Below are 11,947 nucleotides of genomic sequence, written 5' to 3' on the forward strand. Positions count from 1 at the left end.
GGCACGCCTTGGCGTGCTTCCGCCATTCCTCCCCGCCAACCAGGAGACTTCCATGGCCCTCATGTTCCCGCGGCTTGCCCGCAATTTCGCCAAGAACGGTTACTACCCGACCGACGAACCCACGCTCGAAAGAGCCCTCAACGCACTGATGCCCAGCGACGGGCCGATGTGCATCCTCGATCCCTGCGCCGGCGAAGGCGTGGCGATCGCCGAAGCCGCCCATGCCCTCGGGCGCGAGCAGGCCAAGGCGTTCGCCGTCGAGTTCGACCCGGAGCGGGCACGTCATGCCCGCGGCCTGGTCGATCACTGCCTGCACGCGGACCTGATGGACACGATGGTCTCCAAGCAATCCTTCGGGTTGCTCTGGCTCAACCCGCCGTATGGCGACCTGTCCAAGGACGTCAACGGCAACATCGGCTACCAAGGCCAGGGCCGTGCCCGCCTCGAAAAGCTGTTCTATCAGCGTTCGCTGTCGCTGTTGCAGTACGGCGGCGTGCTGGTCTTCATCGTCCCCGGCTACGTGCTCGACGCGGAGTTGGTCGGTTGGCTGACACGCCACTACACGGACCTGCGCATCTACCGAGCGGTGGAAACGCAATTCAAGCAGGTGGTGATCTTCGGCCGAAGGGTGCGACAGCGTGAACAGGCTCCCGATGGCGTCAAGGCCGTGCGCAATCTGCTGCTGCAGGTTGGGCTTGGCGAAGTCGAAGCCGAGGAGCTGCCGAGCGATTGGCCGTTCCTGCCGTACATCGTCCCCGCCAGTCCGGCCGAGCCGGAGCATTTCTTCCGCGTGACGATGGAGCCCGAGCAGTTCGCCGACGAGGTTGGCAGGCTGCAAGGCCTCTGGCCGTCGCTGGACACGCACCTGGGGGCCGCGCAGCAGTCGCTGCGTCCACCGGCGCGGGCTTTGTCCCACTGGCATCTCGCCCTGGCTCTGGCCGCGGGCGCGATCTCGGGGGTTGTGCGCTCCAAGACCGGGCGCGTGCTCGTCGTCAAAGGTGACACCCACAAGGACAAGACGCTCCAGCGTGAATTCACCGAACGCGAAGACGGCTCGATCGCCGAGACCCGCATCCTCACCGACAAGTTTGTGCCCGTCATCCGCGCGTGGGACATGACGCCTGGCTCCGCGACACGGGGCGAGGTGTTGACCATCCGCTGACTCACCGGACGCGCTGCCGTCCTGCTATTCCCACATCGAAGGAGAAACACCATGTTCGCAAACCCGTTCAAGCGGCCGGCGCCGCAGAAGCAACCGTTGTTCGCACCGGGTACGCTGAAGTTGAGCGAGAAGGTGCATTGGTTGGCACGCAAAGGCCTGATCGACCCCTTGGCCTATGTCCAGCGCCACGTGCGCGGTGACTGGGGCGAGATCGACGAGGCCACCCGCCAAGCCAACAACGTCGCAATCCAACAGGACAACCTAATGATCTCGCAGTTCAGGATCACGCCGGACCTGGCACTGATCGTCAAGACCAGCGAGGACCATGAAACCACGGTGGTCCAGCTATCCGAGGAGCAAGATCTGATTTGACGGCCCCACATCGTCATTCTCATCCACCTGACGGAGCCACTTCACTCCGCCAGGGGTGTCGTGGCTCAATAACCTTTCAAGGAGGAGCCCATGGCATCACATCGCATCGAAACCTACTGCCAGAGGCTGGCGTTCCCCATCGGGGCGCTTATCTTCAGCAAAGGCATTGACCGCCTGGTCCGCTCGGGTCGCCTCGACCCGATCCCGTACTTCAGGCGCCACACCCGTGGTGACTGGGGCGACGTCAACGTCCAGCAATGGCAGGCCAACAGCACCGCGCTTCAATCAGGTGCTTCGCTGGCATCGCACTACGTGATCCACCCGGGGCTGGCCATTCGCATCGTTACCGACGCGGAGCGCCGCGCCACCGTCATCGTTCTGCCGTCCGAGGACTGAGCACGGTTCACCCGCTGGCCATCCAGGCCAGCACCTTCAACCACCTTCGGCCACGCGCCGATTTACTTCCCACCACGGGGCATGCCACTGCCCCACTGGGGGTGGTGCATGCCCCATTTTCTTTGGAGCATCACCATGTCCCTCGATCTCGAAACCAATGCCGCTGAAGCCGCGCCCGTACAGGGCGAACTGCTCGATGCGGAATCTTCCCCTCTGACCCTGAGCCTTCAGGATTTCGTCGGCGAGTTCGGCGACGAACTGCTCGACGCCCTCAACAGCGCTAATCCGCCGGTCTATACCGGCCAACCGCAGGCACATCGCCAGCTCATCGTCGCCAGCCTCAAGCGCAAGCTGTTCCAGGCCCAGGCCGAAGTCGTCCATGCCGCCGCCGAGCTGCTGATTGACCGTGGCGAACATGCCGCGATCGTCAATGGCGAAATGGGCTGCGGCAAGACGACCGTCGGCATCGCCACGGCCGCCGTGCTCAACGCCGAAGGCTACCGCCGCACCTTGGTTCTTTCGCCGCCGCACCTTGTTTACAAGTGGCGGCGCGGGATCCAGGAGACGGTAGCAGGCGCCAAGGTGTGGGTGCTCAACGGCCCCGATACCTTGGTCAAGCTCATCAAGCTACGCGAGCAGTTGGGCGTGCAGCCCACGGGCCAGGAGTTCTTTGTCCTGGGGCGCGTCAGGATGCGGATGGGGTTCCACTGGAAGCCTGTCTTCACTCAGCGGCGTACCCGCCACGGCAACGTGGCAGCGTGCCCGGACTGCGGCACGGTCATCACCGATCTCGACGGCGAGCCGGTCAACCCGGTCGAACTCGAAGCCGAGGAATCCCGCAGGAAGTGCTGCCACTGCGCCGCCCCCCTGTGGACGCTGATCCGCCCGAGAAGCCTGTCCGGCAGCGATCAGTCCTCGGCCGTCCTCAAAGCCTTGAAGCGCATCCCGACCATCGGGGAAGTCACCGCGCAGAAGCTGATGCAGAAGTTCGGCGACGGCTTCCTGGCCTCGATGCTCGGCGACAACATCCATGAGTTCATCAACCTCATGGACGGCAACGGCGAACTGGTGTTCTCCGACCGTCAGGCCACGCGCATGGAACGCGCGATGGCCAACATGGAGTTCGGGTTTGGCGAGGGCGGCTATCAGCCGTCCGAGTTCATCAAGAGATACCTGCCGCAAGGCACGTTCGACCTGCTCATCGCCGACGAGGCACACGAGTACAAGAACGGCGGCAGTGCCCAGGGCCAAGCCATGGGCGTGCTGGCGGCGAAGGCTCGCAAAACCTTGCTGCTGACCGGCACGTTGATGGGCGGCTACGGGGACGACCTGTTCTACCTGCTGTTCCGAGCCCTTCCCGGGCGGATGATCGAAGACGGCTACCGCCCGACCACGAGCGGCAGCATGACCTCGGCCGCGATGGCGTTCATGCGCGATCACGGGGTCTTGAAGGACATCTACTCCGAGAGCGCCGGCACGGCGCACAAGACGGCCAAGGGCACCAAGGTATCGGTGCGCACGGTCAAAGCCCCGGGCTTCGGCCCCAAGGGCGTCTTGCGCTGCATCCTGCCGTTCACGATCTTCCTCAAGCTCAAGGACATCGGCGGCAACGTCCTGCCGCCGTATGACGAAGAGTTCCGCGAAGTCGCGATGGACACGGCGCAAGCCGCGGCCTACCGCGATCTGGCGGGCCGGCTGACCGCGGAGCTGAAACAGGCTCTGGCGCGACGCGATACGACTCTGCTGGGTGTGGTCCTCAACGTGCTGCTGGCCTGGCCGGATTGCTGCTTCCGGTCGGAAACCGTGGTGCATCCGCGCACGCGCAACACCTTGGCGTTCGTCCCGGCTCAGTTCAACGAGTTCGAGATCAGCCCCAAGGAGCGTGAGCTGATCGATATCTGCAAACAGGAGAAGGCGCAGGGCCGCAAGGTCCTCGCCTACACGGTCTATACCGGCACGCGCGACACCACGTCGCGCCTGAAGGTACTGCTGGAGCAGGAAGGTTTCAAGGTGGCGGTGCTGCGCGCGAGCGTGGATGCAAGCCGCCGCGAGGACTGGATTGCCGAGCAACTGGATCGTGGCATCGACGTGCTCATCACCAACCCCGAGTTGGTCAAGACGGGATTGGACCTGTTGGATTTCCCGACAATCGTGTTCATGCAGTCGGGCTACAACGTGTACTCGCTCCAGCAGGCGGCCCGCCGCTCCTGGCGCATCGGGCAGAAGCACCCCGTGCGCGTGATCTATCTCGGCTACGCCGGTTCCTCGCAGATGACATGCCTCGAACTGATGGCCAAGAAGATCATGGTCTCGCAGTCCACCTCGGGCGATGTACCCGAATCGGGGCTGGATGTCCTGAACCAGGATGGTGATTCCGTCGAGGTCGCACTGGCCCGGCAACTGGTCGCCGCCTGATTCCCACGCCACAAGCCGGCCTAGCGCCGCCGGCATTTCTGTTGTTCCCACCTTGCAGCCACGCCCACGTTCTCCGTGGACGTGGCTGCGCTTTTTTCATCCCAAGGAGATTTCCATGAATACCAACACCCAACCGTCCGAAGCCATCGACACCCAACGGAAGCTGGAAGCCGAGATTGCGGATTTCCTGCGGCAGCGCATCGAAGATGGGAACCTCGATGCGGAGGACATCCCTGTGCGCCTGGCACGCTATGGTCTGATGGCCCCCGAGGCGTTCCTCGCCGAAATGCGTGAGCGCATGGGCATCGACGACGAGAAATAAGAGACCCATTTTCACAGGCCCCAACTTGGGGCCTTTCTTTGGTGAAGGCGCTGCCGGCAAATCGGGCGCTGTCTGGTTCGCATTGTTTGCTGCCGCTCGTAGCCCGAGCGGCGATGGTGAGGGCTCGATGTTTCAGGACGCCGAGCTATGTGCCCCTCTCCACCCTGGTTTCACCATCCCGAACGCCGCCTGCTGGCGGGATTTTTCGGCCTGCTTTGGTCGGTGCTGGCCGGTGGCTGCGCGACGACGACTGCGCCGGTCGCGCCCGACACCATCGAGGAAGTCTCGGCCGCGCCCGAACCCGAAGCGCCCGAGTACATCCCGGTCGTGCGCTACGCCCGCTACACGCTGGTCGAACTGGCCCCTACAGCGGCGCAGCGCGACCTGCTGTTGCAGACCATCGACGTGTCGATGCCCGAGGATGCCCGCGCCACGGTCGGCGATGGGCTGCGGCATGTGCTCAAGCGCAGCGGCTACAGCCTGTGCCAAACGGCGCATGCCGTGATCGAGCTGTATGAGCTGCCGCTCCCGGCGGCGCACCTGCATCTCGGTCCCATGACCTTGCGCGATGCGCTGCTCACCCTGGCTGGTCCGGCCTGGGAACTGCACGCGGATGACCGCGCACGACAGATTTGCTTCGAGCGGCCCGGCGACAGCGTGGCCGCCGAACCCATGCCCGAACCGACCGCCGCCGATGCGGTGCAGACCTTCCCGCTGATGCCTTCCACTCCAGGAGGCCAGCCGTGAACGCTCCGCAATCTTCGCGTCGCCCGACCGCCGCCGTGGTGGTGCAAAGCATGCTCTGGCTCTGGCTGCTCGGTCTAAGCGTCATCGTGGCCCTCGGCTACCAGGCGATGAGCGACCAGGCCGACCAGGAACGGCTCGATTCCCGTCTGCAACGCCTCGAAGCGCAGGCGGTGGCCCTGGCCGAGGCCATCGAGACCATCCAGCAGCGTCCGGCCGTCGCAACGGCGGCGGACCTCAAAGACACCCGCCAAATCCTGGAAGCACGCGCTTCCCAGGTTGAGAAAACACTGAGCGGCTACGCAGCCGCCGACGACCTTCAGGCGCTGCGCGCGGAGATCGAGCAGATCAAGACGCGCCAGACCGCCGCGCGTGCAGCAGCCCCCGTCCAGCCGCGCACATCGAGCAAGCCCGCCGCCAAGTCTGAACCGCCGCCATTGCCGTTCCGCATCGTCGGCGCCGAACTGCGCGCCGGCCAGCGCAGCGTGTCCGTCGCGCCGAGCAGTGGGGACTTCACGCCCGACCAGCTTCAGGTGCTGCTGCCCGGTGATGCGGTCGGCCCATGGCGCTTGCAGGCAATCGATGGCAGCGCCGCGGTGTTCCAAGCCGGCGACCAGACCCGTCGCGTGGCGATTCCCTGACCGGAGCACACCACATGCAGCCGTCGATCATCCTTTTCGCGCTCCTGCTGGCATCCGCCCAGTTGCCCGCCTGGGCGCAGCAGCCGGCCACCGCCCCGGCCCGCAATGCGCAGAGCCAGGAGCGCCCGCTGGCCGCCCGCGTCCTGGACGACCGAGTAGCAAGCAACTGGGGCCTCCAACCCCAGGAATGGGTGCGTTACCGCGAGCTGATGGATGGGCCGCTGGGAATCTACTCGCCCAACCTGGACCCGCTGTCTGCCCTAGGCATCGAGGCACGGACCGACGAAGAACGGCGGCGCTATGCAGAGCTGCAGGTGCAAATCGAAGCACGCCGCGTCGAGAAGTTGCTCGCCTACCAACGCGCCTACGACGAAGCCTGGCAGCGCCTGAACCCCGGCATGCAGCGCGTGAACCTGCCCGACGACGGGCCGGGCGCCGGCACCGCGCGCGGCAGCGGCCGAATGGCGGTGTTCGTCAAGGACGGCTGCGCGGCCTGTGGGCAGCTCGTGCAGCGCCTGCAATCCTCGGGTGCCGAGTTCGACCTGTATATGGTGGGCAGCCGCCAGGACGATGCACGCATCCGCGACTGGGCCAAGCGCGCGCAGATCGACCCGGCGCGCGTGCGCAGCGGCAGCATTACCCTCAACCACGACGGCGGCCGCTGGCTGTCGCTGGGCCTGCCCGGTGACTTGCCCGCGGCTGTGCGCGAGGTGAACGGCCAATGGCAGCGTCAGCCGTAGCGGCCACCTCCGTCTCGCAGCTCCTGCGCGCACTGGTGCTTGCTACCGGCCTGTGCGCCTGCGCCGTCCATGCCCAGGAGGTTCCACCACCGGCCTACCAACTCGCCGCACAGCGGGCGGGCATCCCCTCGACCGTGCTCTTCGCCGTGGCCTTGCAGGAGAGCGGTGTTCGGCGCAACGGGCGCATCGTCCCGTGGCCGTGGTCCCTCAATGTCGCCGGCCAGTCGCGCCGCTACACGACCCGAGCCGACGCCTGCGCGGGTTTGCAGCGGGCGATGCGCTCGACGCCTCATACGCGCATCGACGCGGGCCTTGGGCAGATCAACCTCGGCTACCACCAGCAGCGCTACAGCACCGCGTGCGACCTGCTTGACCCGTACCGCAACCTCGCCATCGCCGCTGAGATCCTGAAGGAGCAGCACACGTCCGGCGAAGACTGGCTGTTGGCGATCGGCCGCTACCACCGTCCTGCGGGCGGCGAGCCCGCCGCCCGCTACCGGCGCAGCGTGTCGCGCCATCTCGCGCGTGTGCAGGGCGCACGCCCAAACGCCGCGGTGCTCGCCACGCGCCAGGAGACTTCCCCATGACGAAATCCCATCTGGCCCTGCGGGGCCTGCTTGTGCTGCTGGCGGGTCTGCCGCTGGCATCGCGTGCCGGCGATCCGCTGATCGTGGTCGAAGATCGCGGTGGCACGTCGGCGCTGCCGTACTACGAGGCCCTCAACCTCCAGCCGCGCGCCGATGTCCCGGCCCGGCCGCCCATTCCGACGCCACAGGTTCCCGCCACACCCGCGGACGAGGCAGCGATGCTGCCGGTGCGCAGCACCAAACTCACGCCTGGCACCGTCGCTCGGCGCGTGATCGAAGCGCCCGGCCTGCGGCCGTTCGTGGTCATCGGCGACGACGACGCCTCCCGGGCCTGGTTGCAGCGCCGCGGCGTTGCTTTGCGCGAACGCGGCGCGGTCGGCCTAGTGGTCAATGTCGAGACCGCGCAGGGCCTGGCAGGGCTGCGTGCCCTGGTGCCGGGCGTGCCGCTCGCGCCCGTAGCCGGAGACGACCTGGCCGATCGCCTAGGCCTGCGGCATTACCCGGCGCTGATCACGGCCACCGGCATCGAGCAATGAAGCCATGTCGGGGAAACAGCCGGTCGAGGTTCTGCTACGCCCAGCGGTGGAGCTATACACCGTCGCAGCGTGTGCAGGCGCCGCGTTTCTGTCCCTGGTGGCCCCGTGGTCGCTCGCGCTGAGTCCGGCCATGGGCGTCGGCAGCGCCCTGGCGTTCGGCGCCTACGGCGCGATCCGCTACCGCGACGCTCGCGTCATCCTGCGTTATAGGCGCAACATCCGCCGCCTGCCGCGTTACGTGATGACGAGCAAGGATGTGCCCGTCAGCCAGCAGCGGCTTTTCATCGGGCGCGGATTCCTGTGGGAGCAGAAGCACACCCATAGGCTCATGCAGACATACCGGCCGGAGTTTCGCCGCTACGCGGAGCCGACACCGGCCTATCGCCTGGCGCGTCGGCTGGAGGAACGGCTGGAGTTTGCGCCGTTCCCGCTGTCCCGGCTCTCCGCTCTCACGGGCTGGGACGTTCCGTTCAACCCTGTGCGCCCGCTGCCACCTGTAGGTGGCCTGCCGCGGCTGCATGGCATCGAACCCGACGAGGTGGACGTCAGCCTGCCGCTGGGTGAGCGCGTCGGACATTCGCTGGTGCTGGGCACGACGCGCGTGGGCAAGACGCGGCTGGCCGAGCTGTTTGTGACTCAGGACATCCGTCGCAAGAACGCTGCCGGCGAGCACGAGGTCGTGATCGTTATCGATCCCAAGGGCGACGCGGATCTCCTGAAGCGGATGTACGTCGAAGCCCAGCGCGCAGGCCGTGAAGGCGAGTTCTACATCTTCCACCTCGGTTGGCCGGAAATCAGCGCCCGCTACAACGCGGTAGGACGCTTCGGTCGCATCTCGGAAGTCGCCACCCGTATCGCAGGGCAACTCTCCGGTGAAGGCAACAGCGCGGCCTTCCGGGAGTTCGCGTGGCGCTTCGTCAACATCATTGCCCGCGCTTTGGTGGAACTGGGGCAGCGCCCGGACTACATGCTGATCCAGCGGCACGTCATCAACATCGACGCACTGTTTATCGAGTACGCCCAGCACTACTTCGCCAAGACCGAGCCCAAGGCCTGGGAGGTGATCGTCCAGATCGAGGCCAAGCTCAACGAGAAGAACATCCCGCGCAACATGATCGGGCGCGAGAAGCGCGTGGTCGCGCTGGAGCAGTACCTTTCCCAGGCGCGCAACTACGACCCGGTGCTCGACGGCTTGCGCTCGGCAGTTCGGTACGACAAGACCTACTTCGACAAGATCGTCGCATCGTTGCTGCCGCTGCTGGAAAAGCTCACCAGCGGCAAGATCGCCCAGCTCCTGGCCCCGAATTACTCCGACCTGACCGACCCGCGCCCGATCTTCGATTGGATGCAAGTCATCAGGAAGCGCGCCATCGTCTATGTGGGACTGGACGCGCTGTCCGACGCCGAGGTTGCCGCAGCGGTCGGCAACTCCATGTTCTCCGACCTGGTTTCGGTCGCGGGCCATATCTACAAGCACGGGATCGACGATGGCCTGCCGGGCGCATCCGCTGGCACGCGCGTGCCGATCAATGTCCATGCGGACGAATTCAATGAACTCATGGGTGACGAATTCGTGCCCCTGATCAACAAGGGCGGCGGTGCCGGGCTACAGGTCACGGCGTACACACAGACCCTCTCGGATATCGAGGCCCGCATCGGCAACCGCGCGAAAGCTGGCCAGGTGATCGGCAACTTCAACAACCTGTTCATGCTGCGCGTGCGCGAGACGGCCACCGCCGAACTGCTGACGCGGCAGTTGCCGAAGGTCGAGGTCTATACCACCACCATCGTCTCCGGGGCGACCGATAGCTCGGACATCCGTGGCGCGACGGATTTCACGTCGAACACCCAGGACCGCATCAGCATGTCCAGCGTGCCGATGATCGAGCCATCGCACGTAGTCGGCCTGCCAAAAGGCCAGTGCTTCGCGCTGCTGCAAGGCGGCCAGCTTTGGAAGGTTCGCATGCCGCTGCCGACACCAGACCCGGATGAAGTGATGCCGGCGGATCTGCAGCAACTGGCCGGATACATGCGCCAGAGCTACAGCGAGGCCACGCAGTGGTGGGATTTCACCAGCTCCCCTGCCTTGCAGGATGCGGCCTTGCCCGATGACCTGCTGGACGATGCTGCTCCAGCCGAGCCTGCTGCGGTGGCCACCGACACCGACCACAGTACCGACGAGGCCGCGCCATGAAGGACGCCGCCTCGACCGCGCAGCGGGAGCAGAACCAGCGCCAGGGTCTGATCGTCGGCACCATCACCTTGCCATTTCGCCTGCTCGGGGTATTGATTGGCTCGCTGCTGTTCTCGATCGTGGTGGAGTGCGTCGGCATGCACCTGTTCTGGAAGGATCAGGGCTGGCGCCATTCCCAGCAGATGTTGCAGTACGAGCTTGGGCACCTGTCCAGCCACTTCACGCGCAGCGTGGTCGTGCAGGAGCCAGGGCGCACGGCGCACGAGTTGGTGGATACAGGCTACGAATGGGTGTTCGTTCGCTCGGGGCTGCTGGCGCGCATGAGCCAGACCGCCGAGCGCGTCCGCGCGCCCAGCCACGAGCAGGCGCGCAACTTCCGCTACTACATCAGCCAAGTCTATGTCTGGGCCGAGAGCTACCTCATCGCCGCAGCCTTCACGACGCTGACCTTCCTAGTGCGCCTGCTGGTCCTGGTGCTCACGCTGCCACTGATCTTCACGGCCGCCTTCGTCGGTCTGATTGACGGTCTGGTGCGACGCGACGTGCGCAGGTTCGGCGCGGGCCGCGAATCCGGGTTCATCTACCACCGTGCAAAAGCCAGCCTCATGCCGCTGGCCGTGCTGCCGTGGATCACGTACCTGGCGCTGCCGATCTCGGTGCATCCATTGCTGATCCTGTTGCCGAGCGCCGCCTTGCTGGGACTGGCCGTGAGCCTGACTGCGGGCAGCTTCAAGAAGTACCTCTAGCAGATCAATCCGGTCATCTGCAGGTTCCTATTGTTTGCGGCCTGAAACAGCCCCGATCTCCACGATCTAGCCATTGCTGATCACACAGGAATGGCGCGATGTTGGCTCCGATCTGGCTGCGCGCCGCGCATCGCGGCGTGCCCACTTTTCTCGTGACGGCCCTTGTACTGGGTCAGTCCTCGATGGCGTTGGCCGAGTCCCCGGCGCAGCGTCAGGAGTTGGTCGCAGCGCTGCGCCAGCTCGACGCGCTGGAGCGCACCGTCGCCGACAGCGCTACGCATGCCCCCATCCAGCCGGGCGAGCGCTACCACTTCGATTACCCGAGGCTGCTGGCTGACCTGGCGCGCGTGCGCGCCGGCATCCAGGCCCATCTCACACCGTCGCGCGCCCAGCCGCGCGACGCCTCCGAACTGATCGGCGACTACCGCACGGAGCGGGTCGTCCCGCCATCACCGCCGACGACCACGGAGGGCAAGCCATGAACGGCGCCCAGGTCTCGGCATTTCAAGCCAACAGCGGCATCGCGCCTTCAGCGATGGCGACCGTCCTGGTCGGCGTCGTGTTCGCGGTCCTGCTCGTCTGGGGCGTCTGGGCCATGCGAACGGCCTACGTGGGGTGGTCCGAAAGCCGCCTCAACCAGCGCCAGTTCCTCGGCGTCTGCATCCGATTCGTCGCGATGTACCTCGTCCTGACTTTCTTCCTCCTCTCCTGACCTGAAAGGCATGACCATGCAAAACTGCATCCTCACTTCCCGTCTTGCCCAGCGCGCCACCGTGGCCCTGGGCACCGCAGCGCTGCCCGCCCTGTCGTTCGCGCAGGGTCTGCCGCAGTTGGAGAACCCGACCCGCGGCACAGGCAACGGCATCATGGAAACGATCCGCAACTACGGCTACGACATCATCATGCTCGTGGCTCTGCTGGTGGTGGCGTCCATGTTCATCGGCGTGTGCTACCACGCCTACGGGACCTACGCGGAAATCCACACAGGCCGCAAGACGTGGGGCCAGTTCGGCCTCACGGTCGCCATCGGCGCCGTCTTGCTCGTGATCGGCATCTGGCTGCTCACCGAAGCCACCGGCATCCTGTAAGCGA

15 protein-coding genes are annotated in these 11,947 nt (G+C 65.7%); all 15 read left to right on the top strand.

Features of this window, described 5'->3' with window-relative positions; all coding sequences use genetic code 11:
• Positions 1-13 precede the first annotated feature (13 nt).
• The 15 genes from CQW31_RS23850 to CQW31_RS23920 all read left to right on the top strand — a co-directional run bounded on the left by CQW31_RS23850 (position 14) and on the right by CQW31_RS23920 (position 11,943).
• Entirely contained in the window at positions 14-1,162 is a 1,149-nt protein-coding gene (locus CQW31_RS23850) for a DUF6094 domain-containing protein (protein WP_219805742.1), read from the top strand.
• Positions 1,163-1,213: 51 nt separating this feature from the next.
• On the top strand, positions 1,214-1,534 hold the full coding sequence (locus CQW31_RS23855; protein WP_009459687.1) for a hypothetical protein: 321 nt from the start codon (positions 1,214-1,216) through the stop codon (positions 1,532-1,534).
• A gap of 90 nt (positions 1,535-1,624) precedes the next feature.
• Positions 1,625-1,930, top strand: a complete 306-nt coding sequence (locus CQW31_RS23860; RefSeq protein ID WP_009459685.1) for a hypothetical protein — start codon at positions 1,625-1,627, stop codon at positions 1,928-1,930.
• A 135-nt stretch (positions 1,931-2,065) separates the two neighbouring features.
• Positions 2,066-4,345, top strand: coding sequence for a helicase-related protein (locus CQW31_RS23865; protein ID WP_099815554.1), 2,280 nt, complete (start codon positions 2,066-2,068; stop codon positions 4,343-4,345).
• A gap of 115 nt (positions 4,346-4,460) precedes the next feature.
• On the top strand, positions 4,461-4,667 hold the full coding sequence (locus tag CQW31_RS23870) for a hypothetical protein (protein WP_009459683.1): 207 nt from the start codon (positions 4,461-4,463) through the stop codon (positions 4,665-4,667).
• 147 nt (positions 4,668-4,814) lie between these two features.
• Positions 4,815-5,414: a PilL N-terminal domain-containing protein gene (locus CQW31_RS23875; RefSeq protein ID WP_009459682.1), complete on the top strand. Its 600-nt coding sequence runs from the start codon at positions 4,815-4,817 to the stop codon at positions 5,412-5,414.
• Positions 5,411-6,052 (top strand): hypothetical protein, encoded by a 642-nt coding sequence (locus CQW31_RS23880; protein ID WP_009459681.1) that lies wholly within the window; start codon positions 5,411-5,413, stop codon positions 6,050-6,052. The genes CQW31_RS23875 and CQW31_RS23880 overlap by 4 nt, the downstream gene beginning before the upstream one ends.
• 14 nt (positions 6,053-6,066) lie before the next feature.
• On the top strand, positions 6,067-6,792 hold the full coding sequence (locus tag CQW31_RS23885; RefSeq protein ID WP_099815555.1) for a TIGR03759 family integrating conjugative element protein: 726 nt from the start codon (positions 6,067-6,069) through the stop codon (positions 6,790-6,792).
• The gene (locus CQW31_RS23890; RefSeq protein ID WP_099815556.1) at positions 6,774-7,379 is read left to right on the top strand and encodes a transglycosylase SLT domain-containing protein; all 606 of its coding nucleotides are present in this window, start codon (positions 6,774-6,776) and stop codon (positions 7,377-7,379) included. The genes CQW31_RS23885 and CQW31_RS23890 overlap by 19 nt, the downstream gene beginning before the upstream one ends.
• Complete coding sequence (locus tag CQW31_RS23895; protein ID WP_009459678.1) at positions 7,376-7,915, top strand: integrating conjugative element protein; 540 nt, start codon at positions 7,376-7,378, stop codon at positions 7,913-7,915. Before CQW31_RS23890 ends, CQW31_RS23895 begins: the two co-directional genes overlap by 4 nt.
• 4 nt (positions 7,916-7,919) lie before the next feature.
• Positions 7,920-10,109, top strand: a complete 2,190-nt coding sequence (traD, locus tag CQW31_RS23900; RefSeq protein ID WP_009459677.1) for a type IV conjugative transfer system coupling protein TraD — start codon at positions 7,920-7,922, stop codon at positions 10,107-10,109.
• A complete protein-coding gene (locus CQW31_RS23905; protein ID WP_009459676.1) occupies positions 10,106-10,855 on the top strand; it encodes a TIGR03747 family integrating conjugative element membrane protein in 750 nt (249 codons plus the stop codon). The genes traD and CQW31_RS23905 overlap by 4 nt, the downstream gene beginning before the upstream one ends.
• A 98-nt stretch (positions 10,856-10,953) precedes the next feature.
• Positions 10,954-11,337 carry an RAQPRD family integrative conjugative element protein gene (locus tag CQW31_RS23910; protein WP_009459674.1) on the top strand — a complete coding sequence of 128 codons (384 nt, stop codon included), beginning with the start codon at positions 10,954-10,956 and terminating at the stop codon, positions 11,335-11,337.
• Entirely contained in the window at positions 11,334-11,567 is a 234-nt protein-coding gene (locus CQW31_RS23915) for a TIGR03758 family integrating conjugative element protein (RefSeq protein ID WP_009459672.1), read from the top strand. The genes CQW31_RS23910 and CQW31_RS23915 overlap by 4 nt, the downstream gene beginning before the upstream one ends.
• A 16-nt stretch (positions 11,568-11,583) precedes the next feature.
• The gene (locus CQW31_RS23920) at positions 11,584-11,943 is read left to right on the top strand and encodes a TIGR03745 family integrating conjugative element membrane protein (protein ID WP_009459670.1); all 360 of its coding nucleotides are present in this window, start codon (positions 11,584-11,586) and stop codon (positions 11,941-11,943) included.
• The last annotated feature ends 4 nt before the right edge of the window (positions 11,944-11,947 follow it).

The organism is Pseudomonas sp. 382 (assembly GCF_002759075.1).
Lineage (GTDB): Bacteria > Pseudomonadota > Gammaproteobacteria > Pseudomonadales > Pseudomonadaceae > Aquipseudomonas > Aquipseudomonas vlassakiae.